This window comes from Rhizobium sp. SRDI943 (genome assembly GCF_057653695.1).
The window spans coordinates 121,945-148,155 of sequence record NZ_JBYGKN010000004.1; the positions used below are offsets into that span (position 1 = coordinate 121,945).

Below are 26,211 nucleotides of genomic sequence, written 5' to 3' on the forward strand. Positions count from 1 at the left end.
CTCGACCGAATCGAAATCGAGCTGGTCCCGTTGACGCTGTTTCCCAGCGCACGAGGGAAAGCTGGGCCCTGGATTCTGGCCTCTCCGCTCCAGATGCCGCCAGATGGTGCATCACGGCCGAATACGGCCTTTGAAGCTCATTTGATGACGTTTTCCACCAAGCCAAGCCAAGCAATCACGCCTCCTTGGGAACAAGCTTTGCTCGCCTGGAGATCTGTCTTTACCCTATATGTTACGGGGACGCGGTTCGATCTTTGGTGCTACTCCCTCGGGCTTGTCCGTCTTGTGGAGGACCTCGAGAATCTTTGCCCTTCAGAGAGTTCCGCGGCCATGCATTGAGCCCAAGCGATCCGCGTCTTGGAAGGGGTTTTTGGGTCCGTACCCGAGGACCATCGAGCTTGGGGCCTAGACCGTTTTGCTGGTGTGGACATGGTGGTACTGTCCGTCGCGTTCAGCTTACTGCCGCAAGATTTCGTGCGATGCGATGCGCTTGTTGCTTTCGCCACTGCTGCCTCCATTGGCCTGAAGACCGCGCCGTGAAGGTGAATTCAACTTCGGCAGCACCTCAGTCGTCTCGCGATGGAGAGGAGAGGCCCGCCGACGGCCTTCACACTTCGCGGAGAGCACTGCCTGCGTGAGCTTCAGCCAGTCGTTGGCCCTATTTTCCAAACATCGCGATTTGGTCGGTATGGGTTGCGCCAGGGGTTTCGTCTCGTTCTAGAGGCAGGGTGAACAGAAACGCCGCCCCACGAGGGCCATTAGCGGTGGCCCACATCCGACCGCCATGAGCCTCGATGATCGAACGGGAGATCGCCAGGCCCATACCCATGCCGCTGGATTTGGTGGTGTAGAAGGCCTCGAAAATGCAGTCCATACTTTGTGGGTCAAGGCCCGGACCCGAGTCGCGCACCCCGACGACCACACCTCCCGAGGCCTCTGTCCCCGTGCTGATCAGCAAATCGCGCTCTTCCTCATTAAGGCCGATCATCGCCTCGATGGCGTTCATGATCAGGTTTAGGATCACCTGTTGCAGCTGGACGCGATCTCCTTCCACGGATGGGAGGCTCGTCGCGAATTGGGTCCGCAGCGTGACGCCTTGTCGGAGCACTTCATTGCCGGTCAAGGCAATCACGTGACGAATGGCCTCGTTGAGGTCGAATTGCCCCTTGCGAGTGGGTTCCTTCTTGACCAAGGCACGGATCCGGCCAATGACATCGCCGGCTCGATTGGCGTTCTCGACAATCCGGTCGAGCGCCTGAGTCACCTCCTCCAGGTTCGGCGGACGGGTAGCGAGCCAGCGCAAGGCCGCCTGGGCGTTGGTGAGCGACGCGGCGAGCGGCTGATTGACTTCATGGGCGATGGAGGCTGTGAGCTGCCCCATCGTGGCGACGCGGTTAACGTGGGCCAGTTGCACCAGCGCTTCGCGCAAGGCCTCCTCGCTCTCCCGTAACGCCTCTTCGGCCTGCCGGCGCTCCGTCAAATCGAGGACGAAAGAGACACCTTCGTTCCTGCTTTCTTCTAAAAGAGCACCGCCCATCAGCACGGGTAGACGGCTGCCGTCTTTCCGAAAGTACTCCTTCTCGAACGGTTGGACCGACCCGATCGTCTTTAACTCCGCGACGTTCCGAGCATCGCGGTCGCGCCATTCGGCCGGCGTCAGGTCCGTCCAGCATAGCCGACCCGAGGCAAGATCCTCTCGGTCGTATCCCACCATGCGGAGGAACGCGTCGTTGGCCTCAAGGATGCGACCTTCGATATCCCAGATGACGATCCCGATGATGTTGGCCTTGACGAGGCGACTGATCTTGGCTTCGCGTTCATCGAGATCGCGGTACAGCCGGGTATTCTCCAGTGAGATCGCTGCCTGAGAGGCGAGCAGCTTCAGCACTACGATCCGGGTCGGCGCGAAGACCCGAGGGGCGAGGTTGTTCTCAAGATAGAGTACCCCGGCAAGTTGGCCCTGATTGAGCAACGGAACACAGAGAATGGAACGAGCACGGTGGTGACAAATGTAAGGGTCCGCGGAGAATGGATTCTGAGCCATGGCGTCGTCGAGTACGACGCTTTCGTTTGTGCGCAAGACATAATGAAGGAGCGATTGCGGCAGGGTTGTCCCTGTCACGATCTCGTCACGCATCCGCACCACCACCGTTTCGCCGCCCGTCGTGGCCTCCGCGGTGATCCGTGACTCACCGCCACGCGGCAGGATCAACAAGCCGCGCTCGGCGCCCGCCTGCTCAACGGCTGTGCGCAAGACCGTGTCGATCAGCTTTTGAAGAACAATCTCGCCCGACACGGCTTGCGAGATTTTGATAACGGTCGCGAGATCGAGTTGTTCGACCGGTGCACCAATAGTGCTCGTTGGAGCGGGAGCACGTTCTTCCCCTCTCAAGTCGGGATAGAGTTGGTCGAGTTGCCGCACCTTGCCGTCGGCACCCCAGCGCAGATAGCAGCCACGCGCGTTGCGGAGATAAAGACGAGTGAAGTCCTCGAAGCGTCCTCGCGCATAAAAGCGGGCGGCGAGTTCATATGCGAGGGCTTCATGATGAACGAAGCCGTTTGCGCGCGCCGAGCGGATAGCTTGTTCGTAAAGGCGCGCCGCGTCGATATCGCGGCCTTCAAGGCGTGCTATCTCGGCGCCGACCAGCCCGGCTCGGTTCTCGAAGTTCTCCGGGCAATTCTTCGCGTAGATTTCAAGCTGTCGGTGGTGGGCGAGCAGCGCCTCCGTATGCCAGGCCCGCTGGTCAGCTGCGGCAGAGTCGCAGCATGCGGCGCGCGCCAAGGCGCCGTAGAAATGATGCTCCGGCGTTTCTTCGAAATGCGACACCGATGTCCATGGCAGTCTCTGTGCCCGCAATGAGGCATCCACGGCCGCCTCATGGTCGCCCGCGAAGAACCGCGCCTGCAGTTTTCTGACGAAGTAGCAGGTTTCCGCAAGATTCGGATTTTCGGAAAACCGGCGTTCGATCTCACCTTCGTCAAATCCGTCGTCGTCAAAGGAGCCGAATTTCCGTGTCAACCCGCGCAGTGTCCGGACGAGTCCGAGCTGCGCGCTGGCGAGGTCTTCAACGAACTGGAACCGCACCTCGCGCGCGAACGCGAGGCCAATCTCTGCTTGCTGTTGCACGTCGATAAGCGGATCGCCAGCCGCCAGCAGGTTCGAGTTCAAACTAACATGGCTGTATCCGGCGAACGTGAGGTCGCCGCTCTGGTTGGCGATGTCAAGCGCGCGCCGCAAGATGTCGCGGCCGGTCCGGACATGTCTCGTCCACGGTATGACGTGAGCCCCGAAGTCTTTGTAAGTCCTGGCCTGAAAGCGGTTCAGGTCGTGCTTTTCGACGAGACGGCAGCCTAGCTGACCGAACCGAAATCCGGCCTCATAGTCGCCGAAGCGCGGCCCGGCAATGTAGCCAAGCGACACATAATGGTAGCAGGAGCCGTCGCTGTTACCCCGCTCGAGGCTCAGGTTCACAGCTAGGCAGATTGCCATGCAGGCCAGATTCGCATCCGTATGCCATACCGCCCCAACGAGCCGCGTGAGAATATCCAGGGTCGCGGAGGATGCTGGGTCGCTCATCAACGGAAGATCAATGAGCTCCTCGATGGCGTGGCTCCCGAGCCCCGACCATATCCGGTCATATTCTCGCTGCACCTCCTCGTCGGCCGGATGCGGCGACCAGTCAATGGCGAGATGCTGCCTGAGATAGTCGAGACCGACCGCCGCGGATCGATTGGTCTGACCGAGCGCCGCATAGAGATCGATGCGCAGGCCGGCGACAGCAGCCTGGTCGTCGCAGCAGAGAGCATGATTGGAAAGCTGAGCCAGCCGCTCCTCCGCGTCCGGCAGCGCGCCCAGGTGGAACTCGCATTCGGCTCGGTTCAGCTCAAGCGCGAAGGTCAGATTGGGCCGGCGCTCCCAGGCGTCTTCGGGCAGCAGCTTCGTGCCGGCGACAAAATAGTTGAGCGCAGAGGCGTATGCCGTCGACGCCTCGGCGCGCTTGCCAGCCAGCAGATTGAACTCGGCCAGTTGCTCGCGCTCCTCGGTTGACTTGATCAGTGCGGCTCCCCGATTGAGCTGGCTGACAATCTCGAAAACATAATCGTCGATCAACCCCGGCGCGGTGTTCGCCGCAAGCAGTCTGCCTATGCGTAGGTGCAACTCGCCGCGTCGCTCCTCCGGGATCAGCGAATAGGCGGCCTCCTGAACGCGATCGTGGACGAACCGGTAGGCGTCCGGCAGCCGCTCGAGTAGCTCATGAGCGACGGCGGGCCACAAGGCCCCGGCGACTTGCTCTTCCGGGATCCCGAGGACGAGTGAAAGCATCGTGGTATCAGCGATGTTTCCAAGACAGGCCAACTGCTGCAACGCCTCCCGCGTTTCGAGTGGCTGGCGCGCGAGCTTGCCGACCATAAGGTGCACGACGTTGTCGGTGTATCCCTTGGCGTGAATGCGCTCGAGATCCCAGGACCAGCATGCCGCGTCATGATCGAAGGTGAGCATTCCCTCTTCGGCGAGCGAAAATAGAAACTGACGGACGAAGAACGGATTGCCGCCAGTCTTGTCGTGCATCATTTGCACGAGCGGGTCTGCACGGTCGGGCTGACAGTAGAGCGCATCCGCGATCAAGTGCTGGAGACAGCCTTTGGTAAGCGGCGCAAGCGTGATCTCCGCGACCTTGCCGCCGGCGCTTTTGATCGCGTGAAGTTTCCGCATCAGCGGATGGGCGGCGGTTATTTCGTTGTCGCGATAGGCACCAACCAGCATCAGGTATTGTAGATCCGGCCGGGTCAAGAGATCTTCCAGCAGATCGAGCGTCGCTGTGTCAAGCCACTGCAGGTCATCCAGGAACAGTGCCAGCGGATGCTCCGGCTGGGCGAAGACACCAATGAACCGCCGCAGTACGAGCTCAAATCGCCGTTGCGCCTCCGATGGCGGAAGGTCAGCCACCGGCGGCTGGTCGCCGATGATGAGCTTCAGTTCGGGGACGAGATCGACCATCAGCCGTCCGTTCGGTCCCAGAGTCTCTATCAGCGTCTCGCGCCAGGGTGCCAGATCGGCGTCGCTCTTCGCGAGAAGTCCTCGGATAAGGCTTTGGAACGCCTGTGCCAGGGTCGCATACGGAATGTCGCGCTTGTACTGATCGAACTTGCCGGACGCGAACAGGCCGTGCGGCGGCACCAGAACTTTGTGGAGTTCATTGACCACCGCCGACTTGCCGATGCCGGAATAGCCAGAGACCAACACCAACTCCGGCGCCCCGCTCGACACCACGCGTTCGAAGGCGGTGAGCAAGGTCTCGACCTCGTCGTCCCGCCCGTAGAGCTTCTCGGGAATCAGCAGGCGGTCGGGGATATCGCGTTCGCCGAGCGGGAATGCGTCAGTCGGGCACTGCATTTCCCATTGGCTGAGACAGCGGCTCAGATCGTGCTCGACGCCGCCTGCCGTCTGGTATCGTTCCTCGGCCGTCTTAGCGAGCAGCTTCATGACGATGGCCGAGACCGCCGGTGAAACATTCACCACCCTCTCGTTGGGCGGTGTCGGCTGCCGTGCGACATGGCAATGGACCCATTCCATCGGATCGGAGGCGGAAAAGGGCAGGCTCCCGGTAAGCATTTCGTAGAGCGTCACGCCGAGCGCATAAAGGTCGCTGCGGGAATCGATCGAGCGGTTCATGCGCCCGGTCTGTTCTGGGGCCATGTAGGCAAGCGTTCCGGCGACCACTTCGGGCGGCTCGAGGGCCTGCCGCTCGCGGGAGAGGCGCGAGGCGATTCCGAAGCCGGTTAGCCGCACCTCGACGCCCGTGCCCGCTACCAGGATATTGGCGGGTTTGATGTCCTTGTGGACGAGACCGCGTTGGTGGACCTTGCCGAGCGCAGCGGCGATGCCGATCGCGAGGCGCAAGAAAAGCTCCGTTTCCATTGCCGTCCCGAGCAGCCGGGCGAGCGGCTCGCTGCCCGCGTCTTCGAGCACCAGCATGGTCCGGCCGCCTTCGCGCACCAACTCAAGCGGTCGCGCCGCCCATGCACCATCAAGTTCGTCCTTCAATCCATATTCATGGTCGAGGTGGCCTAAGCTTGAAGGTGTCGGGTACTCGAGGGCCGAAAGGACGACCAGCACCGGGTTCAGCTTGCCGTCGGTACCCCGGCGCCATTCCCGGTGGAACACGCGATCACCGTCCTCCCAAAGAACCTCCAAACTCCCATCTCCACCAACGCCGAAGAAAGAACATGTGCCTGCTTGCCGACTTCGTCATCTCGAGTGGCGCATCTGGCACCGCCACTTTCGCTTCGGAGATCCTTCCAGTCAATTTGGCCAGGGTGAGCATATATGACGAACCGCGACCACTCCCCCACCTTATCACATCTCGCCTGATCGTCCCAACAACGAGCGGCCATCGCCCGCCCGTTCGATACGTGGTCCACCTATACGAAGGACCGCCCAGCGGCTGCTGGGCGGTCGGGCGGGTCGTGGACCCGCAGAGCTCCGGATGGAGGGAGCGCCGAAGCTTGGTGGTAGCATCGGGGGGATTCGCCACCTATCTCCCGAGGCAACGAATAGACTCTAGCGATAGACGGGACGATGGGAAATTATACCGTGGTTTCGTCTTTGCGATACTTTGGAATACCCATCGGCGAACTTCTGCCCGGCGGGTCATGTCGGCGAAGTCATCCTGCGCCCCGCTAATGACTGGGGCGATGGTCTGAGGTACTCCAGCGCGGATGAACGTGCCGTCAGTTGCGAACCGTTGCCGGTGTTGGAGTCGAAAGTGTCTTGCCGGGACCGAGGCCAAAAAGAAAGCCTCCCGCGGGGTGGGAGGCCAAGGCGGGCCGATCGGTGGCGATCCGGCCTCTGGGAGGAGGGGAGAAAAGGAACGCTCACCATACGGCAGGGCTCCCGCCGGGGCTATTGGCCACCAGGAAGAATCGATTACCAATGAGGAGGAGATGACCTATACGCGCGGCCAAGACCTTATATCTGCGTTTGTGGCTTTCCCGGAGCGAGCATCAGCTTATCGGCCATACGCGCAAGTTCGGGCAGGGATCTGGTGCCCATCTTCTGCATGACCTGGCTGCGGTGAACTTTCACGGTAATCTCGCTCACGCCTAGATCGCCGGCAATCTGCTTGTTGGGCCTTCCGGTTACCACCAATGCCATCACCTCGCGCTCCCGCGGGGTCAGGCTATCGAAACGCGCTCGCACCGTCGCCAATGCCTTTTCATTTTCAAGCCAGGCGCGGTCGCGCGCCAGGCCGACGTGAACGGCGTCGAGCAGATCCTGGTCTCGGAACGGTTTCGTCAGGAACTCGACCGCGCCCCCTTTCATCGCCTTGACAGACATGGGAATGTCGCCGTGCCCGGTGATGAAGACGATCGGCAGCTGAATATTTTCCCGCGACAGCTCGAGCTGAAAATCAAGGCCGCTTTGCCCCGGAAGCCGGACATCGAGCACGAGACAGGTTGGTCCGCTGGGTCGCCCAGACCTGAGGAAGTCGCCCACCGAAGCGAGGAGATTGACGGCAAAGCCGACGGAACGCAGCAGACTGCCAAGCGCCTCGCGGATTTCCGGGTCATCATCGATGACAATGATGGTTGCTGGCGCCTCGGTCAATCGTCAGAGCCCTCAAGGTGAATCGACGTCTTGGGATATATACTATCCACCCCCACTGCAGCAGAGGGCGAAGCCCAACCAGCAGAGCGCCAGTCATGCGATGAGAACACTCCTCCTCTCTCCTTCGCTAGTGATGAAACGGAATTTCTTCGTACGCCAGAATGCGCGATAATTACCTCGGCCACAAGACTAGATGCGGGCGGTCCCCAAAAGCGCTGGCGCGTCCTGGAGTCCGCCATGGCGTGCCGATGCGCCACATGGCTGCGTCCACCGTCAAAAGGGCACGGTGGGTGCGGCAAGCATCGGGCGGCGCGAGGCAAGCGAATCTCAAGTATTTGCGACGCTGTGCCGAGTGATTGGGACACGGCCACTTTTTGGGCAGATGCCCCGCTCGTTGCCGCAAGTCTTCTCTATACGATCGTATAGCTTGCGCCGCCTTTGTCTCCGTTCAATATTAAATTCGTCCAGTCGAGCGCGCCCCGACGCTAATTGGGATGATGCTGATCGGCGAAGTTGGGAGGCGGCCGTGCCAACCAAGAGACCTCTGATTGCGATCGTCGACGACGACGAGTCGATGCGGGAGGCTATCAAGGGGCTCATGAGGTCGATGGGATTTGATGCCGAGACCTTTTCATCCGCGGATGACTTCTTGAGATTCCCTCATATCCGCCGCACGGCCTGCCTCGTGACGGACGTCAATATGCCGGGAATGAGCGGGCTCGATCTGCACCGCCGGCTGGTCGCGCTGGGCAAGAGCATCCCGACTGTTCTGATCACCGCCTTTCCGGAAAAGAATGTGCGCGTGTCTGCGTTGGGCCCGGACATCGTCGGCTGCCTGACAAAACCGTTTGGCGAACAGATTTTGCTTGATTGCATCCGTTCTGCGCTGGCTCTCAATAGCGAGGGCAAGAGCGGTTCGTGAGGTCGCAAAAGCCAATGGAATCTCACATCAAACGGCTTCGACGAACCCCCCGAGCTCTGCGCTTCGATTCGCCGCAGCAGGTCAAGGGACTTGAGCGAGGGGCGGTACCACTGGCAGGCGCGGGAACGCCGGTGATCGGAGCCCGTCCAATCTAGAGCCGCCCACCCGCTGTCGGGCATGCTGGCGGCCGAGAAGATCGCTGCGGTGATTTTATCAGGCCGCATCTGGAATATAGTCTCATGCGACCTGCAACGGGCCGAAGGCGACGGTTTCAGTCGGGGACGGCCTCAAAAGCCTTGACCGAAGAAGGCCGGATGAGGCCTATTTGACCCCAGCACCGCTGCTCAATGCGGCTTACCCAATGGCGGAGTTTGACTAAGTTAGGAAATCCTATTCACTCAGGCCGCGACTCCTTGTTTACGAAGTCGTCAGCAAGGATCCAGCAAGCCACTTTTAACAGAGCCAACACAGAAGGAAACCCGTGGCACTCAAATTGAAAGCCGGAATCATGTTGATTGTGGCAATTGCCGCAGCCTGTCAGGCGCGCGCCGAAGATAGTCTCCTGGTCCATGCTTTGACCTGTGAACTGCCCTCTGGGGAAGTAAAGAACTTGCCGGCAGACCTTGAGGCTTCCGTGCCCGGCTTTGCTGCGCCAAAGAAAGAATTCACCTTGCCTTCCATGGATCTCTACAGCCTGGAAAAGCCAATTTCGGCCTTTGGCTATATGAGTTCAGAGGTCTTGATACAGCCGGGGCGCATATTGCTTGCGATTTCTGGCACCAACTTGGACGCTGTGATCAAATCGCAAGAATTGACGGTAGCCGATATGGATATCTTACCTGCGCTGAAACAGGTCGGCCTAAATACAGCGATCGTTGCGTTTCGGAGCGGCCAGGAAGATTTAGCATCGAAGGTATTATTAGGTTGCGAATATCAGATGCCTGAGGCTGCCTGGCCCATCGGCGGATCGGTCGATGATCTGAAGTTGGCCCAATAACCCTATCGAGCCTGTCAGTCTATGATATGATAAAAGGATTAAAATATCAGGCTTTGATATGTTAATCGGTCATATAAAAGCAGGCTACAGTCTGTCTCAACGAGATCGTCTCCCGCTCCGGCTTCAGGACATGAAACCTGACTCCAAACCCAAGCCTGTCAACAAGATAGCCGATCTTACAAAGGCATCTGGATCGGCATTGCGCGCAAGCCGCAATGGCGCTGCCTGATCCTGCTCACGGGGCTTCGCCGAGATAGTTGGCGAGGGAGTGCCTGGTTCAGAGCACTCGAACCTGTTGGTCGGACGGCCGTCCGAACTTGGTGGATCAATCTCGCCTCAAGCTTGCCAGTTCCGGCGTGACGTTCAATTCGTTTGAGAGCCGGGTTCCTGCCAACGGGCGCCGTAAACCCTGCCACGGGACCGAAACGGCTCCGCAGCATCTATGGCGATCGCAACCTTTGGCGACTTGGTAGAGGCGCTCGAGGAGAGCTGGACGCAGTTCGACCGCTTTCAGTTGGGCGTCGAGGTCACCCGCGTGGGACGCGCTCAACCGAGCAGCTGGTACATCATTATTCGAAATTCTTGGTCCTGTTTCCTGGTTCAGCGCAAAATTACATCCGGCTTGCGACAAGGAGAAATACGATGAACTTCCGAACCATCATCGCAGCCACCTGCACCGCCCTTGCAGTTATTGCTGGCTTGACCGCTCTTTCGAAAGAAGGCCGAGCCGAACCGCTTGTACTCGATGACCTTGCCCCGTTGAAATAATCCATTTTGAAGTAAGCTCTGGCCCATTTGAGAGGACCAGAGGATGAAGCGCAATCGTTTCACAGACGAACAGATCATCGGCATATTGAAGGAGCACGAGGCAGGCACGCCGGTCTCGGAGCTTTGCCGCAAGCATGGCGTCAGCGATGCCAGCATCTATAAATGGAAGGCCAAGTTCGGCGGCATGGAGGTGTCCGAGGCCAAGCGGCTGAAGACGCTTGAGGACGAGAACACGAAGCTGAAGCGGCTTCTGGCGGATGCGATGCTCGACAATGCTGCCTTGAAAGACCTTCTGGGAAAGAAGTGGTGACGCCCGCGGCCAAGCGGAAAGCTGTCGCGCATCTGATGAGCCATCATGAGATGAGCGAACGGCGGGCGTGTAAAGCCATTGGTTTTTGCCGAATGACGGTCCGTTACGAGACCAGGCGCGACGATGATCATGAGCTTCGCGAGCGAATGAAGGCGTTGGCGCATGAACGTCGCCGCTTCGGATATCGACGCATTCATGTGCTGCTCCGGCGCGAGGGACACCTTGTGAACCACAAGAGGCTCTTCCGGCTCTATCGGGAGGAGAAACTGACGGTGCGCAAGCGCGGCGGTCGCAAGCGAGCGATAGGCACGCGAGCGCCGATGCTGGTGCCGATGGTGGCCAATGATCGTTGGTCGCTAGACTTCGTGTCGGATCAGTTCACCGATGGGCGCAGGTTGCGGATTCTGACCGTCGTCGATGATTGCACGAGGGAGTGCCTGGCGCTCGTCTCCGATACATCGCTTTCCGGTCTTCGCGTCGCACGGGAGCTTGACCGGATTATCGAGGAGCGCGGCAAGCCGAGGATGATCGTCAGCGACAACGGCAGCGAGTTCACCAGCAACGCGATCCTGCAATGGGCGGACCGGACCAAAGTTGACTGGCATTACATTGCGCCTGGCAAGCCTATCCAGAACGCTTTTATCGAAAGCTTCAACGGGCGGCTGCGAGACGAGTTCTTGAATGAAACTCTGTTCTCGTCGCTTGCTCACGCCCGGTCCGCGCTTTCAAACTGGCGTAGCGATTACAACGATCAACGCCCGCATTCAGGCCTTGGCTGGCTGACACCGGCCGAATTCGCTCAGACACTCAACCCGCGACGTGATGCGGTGCTGCGCAGCCGAAATGGCTCCGCACCGCAACCCGCCGCTACCGAACCAACAACAGCAACCAAAAACCGCTGGAGCGAACTCAAAACTGGATAAAACTTGGGGGCAAGGTCATCGAGACTGATCTCAACACGAGTATCCTTCAAGCAGAGATACCGGACACTGAATTGACTCGCGACGCAACGCGCCTGGTTCGGAAGGCGGAGGGCGACTTTCTGTTTGAGCACTCTGTTCGCGTCTATCTCTGGGCTTCCCTGGCGGGCCGGCGCAAAGGCCTCCCCTTCGATCCAGGGCTACTGTATGTGGCAGCCTTGTTTCATGACTTTGGTCTGACAGGCAGGTACGGCCAGAGCCATCTGCGTTTCGAGGTGGACGGCGCAAACGCCGCACGTGACTTCTTGAACAGCCACCGCGTGTCTGAAGCTTCAAGCGAGACTAACTGGCTTGCGATTGCGCTGCACACGACGAATGGAATTTCCGCCAATCTTTCCCCGATCGCGGCTCTGGTTGCCGAAGGCGCCAATATCTTGTCGGGGCAGGCTACGATAATTTCACGAGTGCCGAGCGCAATGCTGTCGAGGCGGCTCATCCACACCCACCCCAGTTTGCGGATGGCTTCATGCAAATCCTCTACAAGAGTCTTGAGCATCGTCCATACACCACAAGGCACCGGGCTTGCCGACGTCATGGCTTATAAAGACCCTGCCTTTCGCCGCAGGGACTTCAGCATCTGATGCGCAATTCGAAATGGGCCGTTAGCGACTAAGTGGACAGGCAAAAAAAACGTGCTTCCAGGAGCAGCAAACTCAAGGAGTTCATCATGACACCCGACACCACTAATCCATATCCAGAACAACAGGAGGCATCCATGATGGCGTGGCGCGTCCATGACTTCGGCTCGCCCGAGGCAATGAAATTCGAGCCTGTCCCGAAGCCGGCACCTGGCCCAGGCGAAGTTCTGATCAGGGTCAGGGCCGCTGGAGTGGGCCCATGGGATGGATGGATCAGGGCAGGCAAGAGCGCCTTGCCTCAGCCCCTGCCGCTGACGCTCGGCTCCGATCTATCCGGAGACGTCGTCTCGATCGGCGCCGATGTGGCCGATCTTGCGGTTGGGGACCCGGTCTATGGCGTAACCAATCCGAGGTTCATCGGAGCATATGCGCAGTATGCGGTGGCGTCGGCGGAGATGATTGCTCGCAAGCCTGCAACGATCAGCTACGCAGATGCTGCCTCCGTACCGGTGATCGCGGTCACGGCCTGGCATGGCCTGTTTGATCAAGCGCAACTCGTCTCCGGGCAAAAGGTGCTCATTCATGGCGCCGCCGGAAATGTCGGCGCCTACGCCGTGCAGCTGGCTAGGCGTGCGGGTATCGAGATCATCGCCACTGCTGCCAGGAGAGACTTCGCCTACCTCCGTGAACTGGGCGCGGATACTTTGGTCGACTATCACAGCGAGCGCTTTGAAGACGTTGCCCGGGATGTGGACGCTGTCCTTGATCTCGTCGGCGCCGAAACGCAAAGGCGTTCGTTTCAGATCCTGAGGCGCGGCGGAAAACTGATTTCGGCTGTCTCACCTCCCGATCAGGATCTTGCCAGGCAGCATGGGGTTGAAGCGGCGTTTTTTCTTGTCAGGGTCGGAACCGAGTACCTGACGAAGATCGCCGAGCTGATCGACAATGGCGATTTGAAGACGCGGGTGGGTGTCATCCTCCCGCTTGAGGAAGCGTACGTGGCCCATCTGATGCTTGAGGGCGTGCGCATTGCGCCAGGGGGGAAGATTGTTCTCTCAGTTTAAGCTAACTGCCCGGTAAGGTATCAGGGAGCTTGTTCAGGATGGAGCGGGCAAGCGTGACTGACCTATCACCTCGAGCAGCCGATCACACGATCGGGTAAGGTTCTTCATCGGCGTCGTCGCGACGCCGAGAAGGAGCCCGGATGCCGCGTCGTCGGACGACACGTACCAGGCCGACAGCGGCGATGGCGACATTCCAAAGCTGAAAGCTGCGCGAGCCGCTGCCACGTCTGATACATCCTCGGGCAATCTCAGTAAGACGGCCAAACCGGTCGCCTCGGCGCTATCAACACCAACACGCGACCGCAGGTAATCCAACAGCGCCTCTTGTCTGGCTGCGTAGGCGCGCTTGGTTCGGCGCAGATGGCGGATATAGTGACCCTCCTGCATGAACTCTGCGGTGGCGACCTGTATCGCAGGTCCAGGGGCCGGCGCCAGACAGGCTGCCATCTCAGAGAACCGGCCGACGAGATCGGCCGGCGCGACAACGAAACCAAGCCGTATTGCCGGGCTGATCGTCTTGCTGAACGAGCCGATGTGGATGACGCGCCCACCCCGGTCGAGTGATGCCAGCGCCGGCGCGGCGCGTCCCGTCAACTGAAGCTCGCTCAGATAGTCGTCTTCGATGACCCATGCGCCAGCGTTGCTGGCCCATTCGAGGAGACCAAGACGTCGGTCAAGCGACAACGCCGGCCCGAGAGGGGCCTGCTGCCCTGGAGTCACGACGGCAATCTTGGCGTCGGGATGCTGACGCAATCCGAAATCAATATCGATGCCATCCACATCGACGGGAATTGGTGCGAGCGAAAGGCCGGAAAGCTCAAGGCCTTTTCTTGACCAAGGGAATCCCGGATTTTCGACCCAGGCGGCATGGCCAGCCAGAGCCAGGACGCTGAGCGCTAAGCCTAGGCCCGCGCCGAATCCACCGGTGATGATCACCTGCGAAGGCGAGCAGTTGATCCCTCGGGCGACGGCGAGGTAGGAGGCAATCTCGCGCCTGAGCTCGAACTCGCCGCGCGGATCGGGATAAAGCGGCAACGCACCTGCCTTTGTGCGGGCAGCCTTCGCGTGGATGCGTGAGAACAACGTCGCTGGGAAGGTGTCGGTTGCTGGGACGCCCATCTGGAAGAATGCCGGTCCCTTCGTCATCTCCAGATAGGTCTCCAGAAACGAGCCTGCCTGTGGCAGAGGGTCGCCTTTTTTGATCGCGTGAGGGCGCTGCGCAACCCGGGTACCTGAGGCTCGGGACGCTTCGATCAATTGTGCGGCGGCTAGTTTTGCGTATGCAGTTCGAACTGTTCCCCGCGCGACACCAAGCTGGGCAGAAAGATCCTGCCATGACGGGAGTCGTGCGCCGGGCACCAACACCCCGCTTTCAATTGCCAAGACGATCCCTTTGCGGATCTGCTCCGATAGGGACGTTTTGGCTGACCGATCGACATTGAAGTTCAGTGGCTTGTTCATGAGCCATGGTACAGGATTTTGCTTCGTTCTTGGTACTTTATTCTGACCTTCCGACTGGCCATCTTTCCAGTGTCAGAAGGAGAAAACCATGAAAATCCGCGTTATCCTCCCCGCAATCTGCGTCGCACTCGCCTTTAGTCTCGGCGGGCAGGCCGTTGCCCATGACGGCCAAGCCGAAACGGTCATACCCAAATTCGATCAGGCGATTGCTAATATCCCCGGTAAGTCGCTTCGTGTCGTAGAGGTTGATTATGCACCGAGCGCAGCATCGCCGGCACATAGCCACGCCAGGTCCGCCTTCATCTACGCCTATGTGCTCGCAGGCGCGATTGAATCAAAGGTGAACGACGGCCAAATCAGGATATACAAGGTTGGCGACAGCTGGTTTGAACCACCTGGCGCGATCCATTCGGTGAGCCGTAACGCGAGCAAGACAAAACCCGCAAGGTTGCTCGCAGTCTTCGTTGTCGATGCTGACGAGACCACTCTTACCACCCCGATCAAATGAATGGGATCCGGACGCTAACCAATGACAAGCCGGTGGGACGACAGCCATCTCGCTCACAACCGCACCGACCCGCTCGGCGGGATACCCCATGTCATGCAGAGCGGCTCAGCCGGCCGGTTGTCTAGTTTATCGACCGGCCTCGCAGCGAAGGAGATATAGATATGAATACAGACGAGCTTTGCACCTTAGGAATTCCTGACAGCAAACTGACCCGCGATGTGACGCAGTTTATTCGCGACACGGAGAGCGATCTGCTTTTCCATCATTCTGCGCGCGTCTTCTGTTGGGGTGCCATGACAGGAAACCGCAAAGGCATGATCTTCGATCCCGAGTTGCTCTACACGGCTGCGATGTTCCACGACATTGGCTTAACGGCGCACTACGAGAAAAGCCAGCTACGCTTTGAGGTCGATGGGGCCAACGCCGCGCGCGAATTCCTCAAGAGTTACGGCGTCACCAACAACGACCTGCAAATCGTCTGGAACGCAGTCGCTCTCCACACGACGCCCGGCATACCGGAATTCATGGATCCTGAGATCGCGCTGCTCCAGAGCGGGGCCGGCATGGATGTGGCCGGCCGCGGCTACGATCGGTTCACAGATGAAGAACGGCAGGCTGTTGTCAAAGCTTTTCCGCGTGAAAACCACTTCAAGGAAGGGATCATTGACGCGTTCTATCATGGCATGAAACACCGCCCCCACACCACCTTCGGAACCTTCAATGATGATGTCCTGACGTTCAAGGACCCGAAGTTTCAACGGATCGATATGTGCAGCGTCATCTTAGGTTCAAGGTGGCCGGGTTGAACTGGGTCACCGGCAGGGTGCAGTGCCTTGATGACTTCGTGTCTCGGAAAAAGCACCTCTAGCTCGCCTCGCTCACGAATTCGCGCGGGGAGCTCTTCGACAATCGGATGTCGGCTGTCGAGAGCTCGACAGATTTGCACGACGGAAGTGAGAACGAGGGTCAGGGCGCAACTCGATTTGTTGTGTGGCCGACTTTTCATCTGCCCCTCATGGGCGCATGGGCGGAACCGCCCTTTATGAACTTCCGGCGGTCGGGTTACAGCCATCCAGCTTTTCTGAAGCGGGAGTAGAGGATACCACAGACGACGACGATGACGGTCAGGACGACGTAGTAGCCGTACTCTGTCCCTAGTTCCGGCATGTGCTCGAAGTTCATGCCGTATATGCCCGCGATCGCAGTCGGCACGGCGAGAATCGCGGCCCATGCGGCGAGCTGCCTCGTAATGGTCCCCTGCCGCTGCTGCTCCAGAAGGTTGGATGCCTCGAAGACCGATGTGATGATGTCCCGCAGGCCGCCCACGACGCTCTCCACGCGCCGGACGTGATCATGGACGTCGCGGAAGAACGGCTTTGAGTTCTCGTCGACGCAGGGCAGGTCCAGGTGGGTCAGCTTTCCGACGACTTCCGACATCGGCCCCAGCACGCGCTGGAACTTGATGACCTGACGTCTCATTCTGAAAATGCGCCTGATCTGCTCGCGTTCCAGGAAAGAGATCAGGACGTGCTTCTCGAGCTCGAGGACCCTGTCTTCCATGGTTTCCACCATCGGAAGATAGCCGTCGACAACGAAGTCTATAATGCCATGGAGAACATAGTCCGGGCCGTGCTCGAGGAGCTGCGGCGAATGCTCAAGCTGTTCCCGCAGGCCCTTATGCGACTTCGCGGATCCATGCCTCACCGAAATCAGGTGATGCTTGCCCACGAAGATGCATGTCTCGCCATAGGCTATCTTGTCGCCTTCCAAATGCGCCGTCTTGATGACCACGAAGAGTTGGTCGCCGTAGACGTCGACCTTCGGCACCTGCTGCCCGTTCATGGCGTCCTCCACTGCCAGCGGATGCAGCCCGAACATCATCTTTAGACTGTCCATTTCGTCGGAAGTGGGTTCTGCGAGCCCTATCCAGACAAACTCGCCGTCTCGGGTTACGAAGGACTGGGATTGAAGCGCTACCTCCTCGGCGCGCTTGCCGTTTCGGTAGATGTACGATGCGATGACTGTCATAGGATACTCGGAAGTTGGGGGTAGCAGCGTGGCTATTCACCGCTTCATCAACGCGGAGCGTTGGCGAAGGTTCGCTCCCGGCGCTACAGCCAGCGTAGATCAGATGCTGAACTGTTCGCCGATTTCCACGACCTTGTTTGCGGGAAGCTCGAAGTAGGTCGATGGGTCGACGCTAGCCCCGACTGCGCGATATGGAGGTCATCCTGCCACCGCGTAACGCCGAGGTCGGGTTGCCCATCAGCGTGCGTCGACCGCGATAAAACGACGTCGCGGAGGCGATCATGGTGTCGCCAATGAACAGCGCCGGACCTGTCAATCCTGCGAAGAGCGTCGCCGTACCAATGCCAGTGACGCGACGAGGCGCGATACCTGCTCGAACAGGCGCAACTTGCTTAGAGAAAGACATCCGTGGTTAGGTCTGAACAACCCGTCATGCGCTTGCACAGCGCCGCCGCTGCGTTTGCGAGGAGGGAACGCTGGCCGATTGGGTCCCAATGCTGTTGATGTTTCGAGAAACCGAAATATAACAGCAACTGCCTCCCTTCCCAGACGATGCCCGCCATCGGTCCCATTTGCGCAACACAATCCTAGCGAAAGACGAATATGACAAAACGGAAAAGGACCTCGATCGTCAGCACCGGGATTGGTGGACTTGACGAAATCCTACGCGGTGGCCTGCCGGCATCCAATCTTTACATGCTGCAGGGCGCGCCGGGATCGGGCAAGACAACGGCCGCGCTACAATTCCTGCGGGCCGGCGTCGAGGCGGGCGAAAGCTGCATTTACGTGACGCTTTCGCAGACAGCTGCGGAACTCGAAGCCATTGCCGTGTCGCACGGCTGGACGCTCGACGGGATCCGCGTCGAAGAGCTGTCCACATCCGGCGCGGTCAACGAGGCCGACGACCAGAGCATATTCTTGACCACTGATCTCCGGTTGGACGAGACCAGAAAAGCCATCGAAGCCGCGATCGAGAAACATAAGCCCCGCCGCCTCGTTTACGACTCCCTACTTGAGATCCGCTTGATCACCGGTGATTCGCCGCGTTTCCGTCGCGAGTTGATCGGCTTCAAGTCCTTCCTGGCGAAACAGGACGTCGTGGCGCTGTTGCTGGACACGCAGACAGCCGGCAACGACCGCAGCGGTGAGGAGGTGGAGGGGCTGGCGCACGGTGTCATTCGCTTCGACAAATCACTGGAAGAATATGGCGGCGTACGCCGCCGCATCGAGGTCTCGAAGATGCGTAGCGTGCCTGTGGCTGACGGCTACCACGATATGGCGATACGTGAAGGCGAAGGCGTCGTCGTCTTCCCTCGTATCACGCCGAGCACAGCGCCAGAGATCGCCAAGCCACAGCTGATCAAGTCTGGCGTGGCCGAACTCGACGAGATGTTCGGTGGTGGTCAGGAGGCCGGAACAACCACACTCGTAATCGGGCAGTCCGGCACCGGCAAATCAACGATGTCATCTCTTTATGCGACGGCGGCGCTGGAACGAGGCGAGAATGTCGCGCTGTTTCTCTTCGAGGAGCGCTTGGAGACGTTCTTCCGCCGCTCCGAAGGTTTGGGCATGGAACTGCGGCAATTCCACAAGGATGGTAAGCTGGTCCTGCGGGATTTTAACCCGAACGAGATTTCGCCCGGTGAATTCGGGCAGATCGTTCAGGAGGCGGTTACCCAAAACAGGTCGCGAGTGGTGGTGATCGACAGTTTGACCGGTTACCTCAACTCTCTGCCGCATCGAGAGAAAGCCGTTCGCGACATCCAATCGCTCCTGAAATACCTCGCCCGGTCCGGTGTCCTGACCATGCTCATCGTCGCGCAGCACGGCCTGCTTGGTCAAAATGTTGGGATCGACGTCGATGTCAGCTTTCTTGGCGACACCGTCCTCCTGCTTCGGATCGTTGAGCACGAAGGCCGCCTCCGCCGAAACATCACGGTGGTCAAGAAGCGTCATGGACCGCACGATCTCAACGTCCGCGAGCTGCTGATCGAAAGCGGCAGCGTAAGTGTCGTGGCCTACAATCCCTTGCCTGATCCGAAATGAACATCGTTACGCCCGAAAGCGAACTGGACTGGGTTCTCGTCCTCGCTCCTTTTCGCAAGGACGCGGAGTATATAGCGGCGTCTCTTCGTGAGCAGGCGGTCGAGGTCAAAGCAGTCAAGGCCGACGAAGATCTGGTCCAGCATCTTGCCTTGTCACCCGGGATCATCGTTATCACCCACGAGGCACTCAGTTCCGAGGTCGTAGGCAAAATCGCAGAACATCTCGCCGAGCAGGCTGGCTGGTCTGAAGTTCCAATCGTCGTTTTGTTGGAGCGGTCTGCGCCAGTCGCGAGAATACGCACCCGATTGCAGGCTTCCTGGCCAGATGCTCGCCTTCTGTTCCATACCCGCCCGATCGCACCGTTGGAATTCGTGAACGCCATCCAGTCGAATATGCTGGTGCGACTGCGCCAGCGCCAGGTTCGCGATTCCATCGAACGGGAGCGAGAGCTGCGTCTGGAGCTTAATCATCGGGTAAAGAACATCCTGGCGAGTGTCAGCTCGATCTTCCGGATGACCAGGCGCGGCGCGGCATCTGTCGATGACTTGGCCGACGATTTTACAAGTCGCCTTCAGGCGCTTTCCAACGTCCATACTGCTGTCTTCGAAGCCGGCGGGGAGGAGGTCTCGCTGTGCGACGTCGTGGGCCTGACGGTTTCTCCGTACAACAGTGATGGCATGAGCCGCATCAACGTCAGCGGCCCTGAGATCACGGTCGGCCGCGAGGCCGGAACCACGATAGCGCTGTGTTTGCACGAACTCATAACGAATGCGATCAAATACGGCGCATTGTCAGAGCCCGATGGAACGGTCGAAATCGTCTGGACGATCGCGGAAGCGGGCGGCCCCAAATTATGCTTGAAATGGATTGAAACGGGCGGTCCGCCGGTGCGTGAACCGACGCGGCAAGGCTACGGCACGAGATATGTTCGCTCAGCGTTCGCCTCCTTGTTCGGATCGCTTCCCGACATCTCCTTTGCCCCAGACGGCTTTCGGTGCAGCGTGAGTGGTCCGTTATCGCGTGTCACGCCGCAAAACCACAATACGGCAGATTAGCATGTTCAGGCAGCACTGTTCCTGCGCCGCGATTTAACCAGAGTGGTTCACCGAGCGCGAGGCCTTGCCGGGATCCCGCCGCTGTTCCATTGCCCACATCCCAGTCGAAGCCGCGGGCCCCAGGCTGCAAATCGACCACTGTCACAACAAATCCATGGAAATTCTATCACCGTACCCCTTTGCGGCGCGTGGCGTGGTCGGACCATCCGACACCCTCTCGCATGAACTCTTCCGAGGCTTTTGCGTTGTGGTAGTTCTGCCCGCAATTCAGGTCAGCCACGAGGCACGATGAAATCCCCAATCAATTTTCCCGCCGAACGCCTTCAGCAAATCCTCAACAGCGCCATCGATACCGGGATCATAACCCTCGACACTGAAGGCAATATCACCAGCTGGAGCAAAGGTGCCGAGAGGCTGCTTGGGTGGTCGCAGGAGGAGATGCTCGGAAAGACGCTGATCGAAATCTTCCTAGATGACGAGGGCGCCCCCGATTTGCTGGCAGCTGAGCTGGAAGATGCTCGACTGAACGGCAAAGGAGGAGGCGAAGGCTGGCGGATGCGCAAGGACGAGGGACGGATATGGGCGGTGGGAGAGACAACGCCGCTCTTCGATGACGGGCGCGAGCTGGTTGGGTTCGTGAAAATCCTCAGGGATCGTACCGAGCAGCGACAAATCGAGATCGCCCTTCGGGAGCGCACCCGAGCTTTGGAGATCCTCAATCGCGCGGGCGCCAGCCTTGCACGCGAGAACGATCTGGAGAAGGTCGTTCAGTTGGTGACCGACGCAGGCGTCGAGCTGACCGGTGCGCAGTTCGGCGCGTTCTTTTACAATGTCATCAACAAGGCCGGCGAGAGCTACATGCTCTACACACTCTCAGGTGTGGCCCGGGAGGCGTTTTCGAAGTTTCCCATGCCGCGCAACACCGAAGTCTTTGCGCCGACGTTCCTCGGCCAAGGCATTTTGCGCTCTGACGACATCACGAAGGATAGCCGCTACGGAAAAAACCCACCACGCCACGGTATGCCGGAAGGCCATCTCCCGGTCCGAAGTTACCTTGCAGTTCCTGTTATTTCCCGAACAGGAGAGGTTATCGGCGGACTCTTCTTCGGCCACGAGAATGTGGGTGTATTCGATGAGGAATCTGAAAAGGGCTTGGCGGGTCTTGCTGGCGAGGCAGCAGTCGCCATCGACAATGCGCGGCTATTCGACGCCGCTCAGCGCGAGCTGCTTGAGCGGCGGCGCGCCGAGGAGGCTCTAAGGGAGCTCAATGCCAATCTCGAAGATCTTGTCAGGCAAAAAAGGGATGAGCTTACACGCAACGCCGATGCTCTTCGACAAGCACAAAAGATGGAAGCGGTCGGGCAGCTGACGGGTGGTGTCGCCCATGACTTCAACAACCTCTTGCAGATTATTGTCGGCAACCTGGACACGCTGATGCGAACTTTGCCGCCTGAAGCTGGCCGCCTGCGTAGAGCGGCCTCACAGGCGATGAATGGTGCGCGGCGCGCCGCGGCGCTGACCCAGAGACTTCTGGCTTTCGCTCGCCGACAGGCGCTTGACCCGAAGCCCGTTGACGCGAATGCGCTCATACGAGGCATGTCGGAGCTGCTGCACCGTACGATTGGCGAGATCTACCAGATCGAAGTAGTGCTAGCTGGTGGCCTCTGGAGGACAGAAGCGGATCCGAATGAGCTTGAAAGCGCCTTGCTCAACCTGGTGATCAACGCACGCGATGCGATGCCCGGTGGTGGGAAACTGACGGTCGAGACTTTCAACGCTCATCTCGACGAGGCGTATGCCGCAATGCACGCCGAAGTCATTCCCGGCCAGTATGCCGCAATCAGTGTTTCCGATACTGGAACGGGTATGGAGGCCGAAACCCTTTCTCGCGTTTTTGAGCCGTTCTTCACAACCAAGGATCAAGGTAAAGGCACAGGCCTCGGGCTCAGCCAGGTCTACGGTTTTGTCAAACAGTCAAAGGGTCATGTGAAGATTTACTCAGAGGTCGGAGAAGGCACGACTGTCAAAATCTATCTCCCCAGGCTGTTGGCCGAAGGCGCGGAGGAAGAGGTGGCCGAGCGCGCGCCGATCCCTGAGGCGGCAGACGGCGAATTTATCCTCGTCGTCGAGGATGATCCGGATGTGCGGGCATATTCGGTGGAGTCGCTGCGAGAGCTGGGCTACCAAATATTGGAAGCGAAGGATGGCCCTACTGCCCTCCAACTACTGGCGGCCCACGGACCGGTTAATCTGATCTTCACCGATGTTGTCCTTCCCGGGGGGATGAGCGGAGCGGACGTCGTCGCTAGGGCAAGAGAAATGTATCCAGAAATGAAAGCGCTGTTCACCACCGGCTATTCGCGCAATGCTATCGTGCATCATGGCCGCCTGGATAAGGGCGTAAACCTTCTGACAAAGCCGTTCTCGTTCGAAGACCTGGCGGTACGAATAAGGGACGTTCTTGACCTCTGAAATAAAGTTTCAGTATGGATCCCCAGGGCGGCGAGGTGGTGGCTGAAAAGTCTCGGAAACTGCCCCATATTTGGTCCCCGCTTCTGGCGCGGCAACCGGCGGCCTTTGTGTTTTCCGGAGGCCTAGTCAGGGTTCGATCAGCCAATGGCCTTGATGCTGGTAGTCTTCTAGGGTTCCATCGACTGAGACGTCATATGACCAGCAGCGCGCCACGCAGCCCTTAAGCGGTGTTGGACATTGTATTTTAAATTGGCGCCTTTAGATTTTAAATTAGACGGAATGTGAATTAAGAATGGCCGGATGAAGACCGATCCTACCATGGGTTTCTCCTGTCTGCGTTGGTCGTTTGACCGGTAAAACGGCTTCCAAACGCCAGGGATTGATCTGCTGGTCACTCACCGATGGCGGCGCGAACCAGACCGGCCGGGAAGGGTCCCCGTGTGAGGCAATTTGATTGAGCCCGGGTGACCTTTAACCCACACGGAGGCCCAACATGCTCCGGCTCGGCCGCTCGAGGGAAATCAATGAAGCGAAGAGACGGAACCTGAAGGTCAAAACGAAGTTCGGCACCGAAATTCTCCAAAAGGAGCCAATGATGGTACCGAACGCATCCCTTGTTTCGCGCCTCGCCGTTGCAGGCGCGTTCATCTCGCTCGCACAACCCGCAAGCGCTCAAACCTCTGACAAGCTGACGAACAAAGCCAAGGAACTGGTTGCCTCGATTACCGGCCAGACCGACGAGCGCCTGCAGAAGGTCGCAACCTTCGACCATCAACCAACCGGCGTTACCGTGTCCGAAGATGGTCGAATTTTTGTGAACTTTCCACGCTGGTCGGAAGATGTGCCCGTGTCCGTCGCCGAGGTCATGACCGACGGTTCAATCAAACCCTATCCCAACAATGAGTGGAACGCTTGGCGCAATGCCAAGATGTCGGAGATCTCGCCGAAAGATCACTTCGTCACGGTACAGAGTGTCGTTGCGGATCAGAAGAGCTCCCTCTGGGTCGTCGACCCAGCTGCACCCAACAGCGAAAAGACAGTCAAGGACGGGCCGAAACTGGTCCAGGTCGACCTCAAAACCAATGCCGTCAAGAAGGTCTATCCCTTTTCGCCAGACGTCGCTGGACCCGCAAGCTATCTCAACGACGTGCGAATCGCCCCCGACCGCGCCTTTGCCTATTTCACGGACTCTGGCATTCCGGGCGGCCTGGTCGTGCTGGATCTTCGCTCGGGCAGGGCTTGGCGGGTGTTGAGCGGTGATCCATCAACGCAGGCCGAAAAGGATGTTATCGTCGAAACCGACGGCAAACCATTACGCCGTCCGGACGGCCGCCAGCCGCAGTTCAACGCCGACAGTATTGCGCTTACGCCTGACGGCAAGACCCTCTATTGGAAGGCATTGACCGGCAAGACCATGTATCGGCTGCCGACCGATGCCTTGCAGAAGGCGGAAACGGATCCCAATGCGGTTCGGCCCGAGAAGGTCGCCGAGACCGAGCCGACGGATGGCCTTTGGATCGACCAGCAGAACCGCATCTACCTCAGCACGATGGCGAACAATGGCATCAAAATCCTTGGCGCTGATGGAACGGTGACGCCAGTGCTCGAAGACAGCCGATTACGCTGGCCGGACACATTCGCCCAAGGACCCGATGGCACAATGTACGTGACCGCATCGCATATTCAGGACTCGCCTTGGTTCAATCAGGCTTGGACCGACAAAACCTTTACTCTCTTCAGATTCGCTCCGCCGAATTGAAAGGCACGTACCTGCTCACGCAAAACACGTTACCGCTTCAACGTGATCCACACTTAAAATAACCGCGCTAAATTTGCCGGCTTTAGCGTAAGCGGAAAGTGGCCCAATCTTGCTGAAATCCAACAGAAGCTGACCAGAGCGGGTCGGGACGCCTGTGACGACGTCGCGACGTCAAGAGGTTCTGGCGCTGAAAGCGAGGGAAATTTGTTCATGTTGCAGGAAACTCTCGTGAAACGCGTTTCCGCAGGCGTGCTCGACGTTGGCTATTACGAGACAGGGCCTGCGGATGGTATGCCGACCATTCTTCTTCATGGCTTTCCATACGATGGTCATGCCTATGACGAGGTGGTGACTAATCTTGCCGGCGCTGGCCACCGCTGCATCGTGCCATTTTTGCGTGGCTACGGTCCAACCCGGTTCTTATCGTCGGAAACGCGGCGCTCAGGCGAGCAGGCGGCACTAGGCGCGGATTTGCTGGCGTTGTTGGACAGCCTCGGTATCGAAAGAGCTATCCTCGGAGGCTATGACTGGGGTGGTAGAGCCGGCTGCATCGTCGCTGCGCTATGGCCTGAAAGAGTAGTCGGCCTTGTGAGCGCCGGTACGGGCTACAACATCCAGGACATCGCTGGCGCCGCCGAGCCGGGACCGCCTGATCAGGAGGCACGTGACTGGTATCAATACTACTTTCACACAGAGCGTGGCCGCAAAGGCCTGGACGAGAACCGGGGCGAGATCAGTCGTTTTCTATGGAAGACCTGGTCACCATCCTGGTCCTTCGATGACGCCACATTCAAGAGAAGCGCGGCCGCTTTCGACAATCCTGACTTCATCGATGTCGTAATCCATTCCTATCGGCATCGTTATGGCGTCATTGGAGGCGATCCAGCTTATGCAGAAATCGAAGAGAGATTGGCACGCAAACCCGATATTGCCGCTCCGACCATCGTAATTTTGGGCGCGGACGATGGCGTCGACCCTCCTCAATCGAATGACGAGGAGGCCAGAAAGTTCATCGGGTTCTACCACCGTCGCATACTGCAGGGTGTCGGGCACAACGTGCCGCAGGAAGCGCCGAGCAGTTTCGCGGATGCTATCCGGGAACTGCGCGAGCGGGATTGAGCGGCGTTTGGCCTTGCGATGTGATTGCTCGACCAAGCTTCTACCTCACCAAACGATTTGGCACACTCGGCCGGCCTTATCAATGCAGCTGTGCGATGAGGCGGTTACACGACCGCCTGTCCAAAAGCGATCACCTGCCATTCGCTGTTGGCAGAAATCGTTTGTGGGTAGCGGCGAAGACTGGATTGGGTCATCGCCCATCGGCAATATCTTCCCTTCCCTGGCATCGGCTACATTCGTGCTGCAGGCCGGGCTCGTTCTCCTGGCACCGGTCGAATATCACAACCGCGCCGCCCAATAGAGCCGGACGAAACGCGCCCCCGAGCCTTGCCAGGCCAGTGAACGAACCGGCGCGGCGCGCCTATCCGAACCTTCAGGTCATCGATGAGACGGGATTGGTCGTCGCGCCGTTTCCGCAGGCGGCGCTGTTTCTTGCCGGAAAGGCCCTAACGCCGTATAGCCGGGCCGGTGGCTCGGCCGGGTGCCTGACTGATTTCTTCGTCGGCGCGCATGCTGCGGTTCATTAGGTTTCGCT

At 59.0% G+C, this 26,211-nt stretch carries 17 protein-coding genes and 1 pseudogene; 14 read left to right on the forward strand and 4 right to left on the reverse strand.

Going from position 1 to position 26,211, the window contains the following annotated elements; translation table 11 throughout:
* Positions 1 to 658: 658 nt before the first annotated feature.
* Together AC245Y_RS33730 and AC245Y_RS33735 are read right to left on the reverse strand one after the other, a co-directional pair.
* Positions 659 to 6,196 carry an ATP-binding sensor histidine kinase gene (locus AC245Y_RS33730; protein WP_017997359.1) on the reverse strand — a complete coding sequence of 1,846 codons (5,538 nt, stop codon included), beginning with the start codon at positions 6,194 to 6,196 and terminating at the stop codon, positions 659 to 661.
* Positions 6,197 to 6,970: 774 nt separating this feature from the next.
* A complete protein-coding gene (locus tag AC245Y_RS33735) occupies positions 6,971 to 7,609 on the reverse strand; it encodes a response regulator transcription factor (RefSeq protein WP_003555145.1) in 639 nt (212 codons plus the stop codon).
* Between the two features lie 526 nt (positions 7,610 to 8,135).
* Here AC245Y_RS33735 and AC245Y_RS33740 point away from each other — a divergent pair.
* From AC245Y_RS33740 to AC245Y_RS33765, 6 genes and pseudogenes are all read left to right on the forward strand, one after another.
* Positions 8,136 to 8,531: a response regulator transcription factor gene (locus tag AC245Y_RS33740; RefSeq protein WP_012760425.1), complete on the forward strand. Its 396-nt coding sequence runs from the start codon at positions 8,136 to 8,138 to the stop codon at positions 8,529 to 8,531.
* A gap of 481 nt (positions 8,532 to 9,012) precedes the next feature.
* Positions 9,013 to 9,528 (forward strand): hypothetical protein, encoded by a 516-nt coding sequence (locus tag AC245Y_RS33745; protein WP_012760424.1) that lies wholly within the window; start codon positions 9,013 to 9,015, stop codon positions 9,526 to 9,528.
* A 642-nt stretch (positions 9,529 to 10,170) separates the two neighbouring features.
* Positions 10,171 to 10,296, forward strand: coding sequence for a hypothetical protein (locus AC245Y_RS33750; protein ID WP_017997356.1), 126 nt, complete (start codon positions 10,171 to 10,173; stop codon positions 10,294 to 10,296).
* Positions 10,297 to 10,339: 43 nt separating this feature from the next.
* Positions 10,340 to 11,529, forward strand: a protein-coding gene (locus AC245Y_RS33755; RefSeq protein WP_085989693.1) for an IS3-like element ISRle4 family transposase whose coding sequence is annotated in 2 segments (ribosomal slippage) — positions 10,340 to 10,589 and positions 10,589 to 11,529 — 1,191 coding nt in all. Because the reading frame shifts where the segments join, the coding sequence is not laid out codon by codon here.
* A pseudogene (locus AC245Y_RS33760) lies at positions 11,526 to 12,199 on the forward strand (HD domain-containing protein). The gene AC245Y_RS33755 and the pseudogene AC245Y_RS33760 overlap by 4 nt, the downstream one beginning before the upstream one ends.
* Positions 12,200 to 12,301: 102 nt before the next feature.
* Entirely contained in the window at positions 12,302 to 13,228 is a 927-nt protein-coding gene (locus tag AC245Y_RS33765) for an NADP-dependent oxidoreductase (protein WP_012760422.1), read from the forward strand.
* 33 nt (positions 13,229 to 13,261) lie between these two features.
* Here AC245Y_RS33765 and pdxR read toward each other — a convergent pair whose 3' ends face one another.
* On the reverse strand, positions 13,262 to 14,689 hold the full coding sequence (gene pdxR / locus AC245Y_RS33770; RefSeq protein WP_026157715.1) for a MocR-like pyridoxine biosynthesis transcription factor PdxR: 1,428 nt from the start codon (positions 14,687 to 14,689) through the stop codon (positions 13,262 to 13,264).
* Positions 14,690 to 14,777: 88 nt separating this feature from the next.
* Between pdxR and AC245Y_RS33775 the strand changes: the two genes are divergently transcribed.
* Entirely contained in the window at positions 14,778 to 15,197 is a 420-nt protein-coding gene (locus AC245Y_RS33775; RefSeq protein WP_017997354.1) for a cupin domain-containing protein, read from the forward strand.
* 161 nt (positions 15,198 to 15,358) lie between these two features.
* On the forward strand, positions 15,359 to 16,003 hold the full coding sequence (locus AC245Y_RS33780) for an HD domain-containing protein (RefSeq protein WP_003555127.1): 645 nt from the start codon (positions 15,359 to 15,361) through the stop codon (positions 16,001 to 16,003).
* 256 nt (positions 16,004 to 16,259) lie between these two features.
* Here AC245Y_RS33780 and corA read toward each other — a convergent pair whose 3' ends face one another.
* A complete protein-coding gene (gene corA, locus AC245Y_RS33785) occupies positions 16,260 to 17,225 on the reverse strand; it encodes a magnesium/cobalt transporter CorA (RefSeq protein ID WP_012760421.1) in 966 nt (321 codons plus the stop codon).
* A 603-nt stretch (positions 17,226 to 17,828) separates the two neighbouring features.
* On the opposite strand from corA, the gene AC245Y_RS33790 reads away from it, so the two are divergent.
* The 6 genes from AC245Y_RS33790 (at position 17,829) to AC245Y_RS33815 (ending at position 26,203) form a co-directional block, all read left to right on the forward strand.
* Positions 17,829 to 19,271 carry a DUF7125 family protein gene (locus tag AC245Y_RS33790; protein WP_003555124.1) on the forward strand — a complete coding sequence of 481 codons (1,443 nt, stop codon included), beginning with the start codon at positions 17,829 to 17,831 and terminating at the stop codon, positions 19,269 to 19,271.
* A complete protein-coding gene (locus AC245Y_RS33795) occupies positions 19,268 to 20,326 on the forward strand; it encodes a sensor histidine kinase (RefSeq protein WP_003555123.1) in 1,059 nt (352 codons plus the stop codon). The genes AC245Y_RS33790 and AC245Y_RS33795 overlap by 4 nt, the downstream gene beginning before the upstream one ends.
* 288 nt (positions 20,327 to 20,614) lie before the next feature.
* Entirely contained in the window at positions 20,615 to 22,798 is a 2,184-nt protein-coding gene (locus tag AC245Y_RS33800; RefSeq protein ID WP_017997352.1) for an ATP-binding protein, read from the forward strand.
* 592 nt (positions 22,799 to 23,390) lie between these two features.
* A complete protein-coding gene (locus AC245Y_RS33805) occupies positions 23,391 to 24,557 on the forward strand; it encodes an SMP-30/gluconolactonase/LRE family protein (protein ID WP_487762881.1) in 1,167 nt (388 codons plus the stop codon).
* 210 nt (positions 24,558 to 24,767) lie between these two features.
* Positions 24,768 to 25,676 carry an alpha/beta fold hydrolase gene (locus AC245Y_RS33810; RefSeq protein ID WP_017997350.1) on the forward strand — a complete coding sequence of 303 codons (909 nt, stop codon included), beginning with the start codon at positions 24,768 to 24,770 and terminating at the stop codon, positions 25,674 to 25,676.
* 338 nt (positions 25,677 to 26,014) lie between these two features.
* The gene (locus tag AC245Y_RS33815; protein ID WP_017997348.1) at positions 26,015 to 26,203 is read left to right on the forward strand and encodes a hypothetical protein; all 189 of its coding nucleotides are present in this window, start codon (positions 26,015 to 26,017) and stop codon (positions 26,201 to 26,203) included.
* Positions 26,204 to 26,211 lie beyond the last annotated feature (8 nt).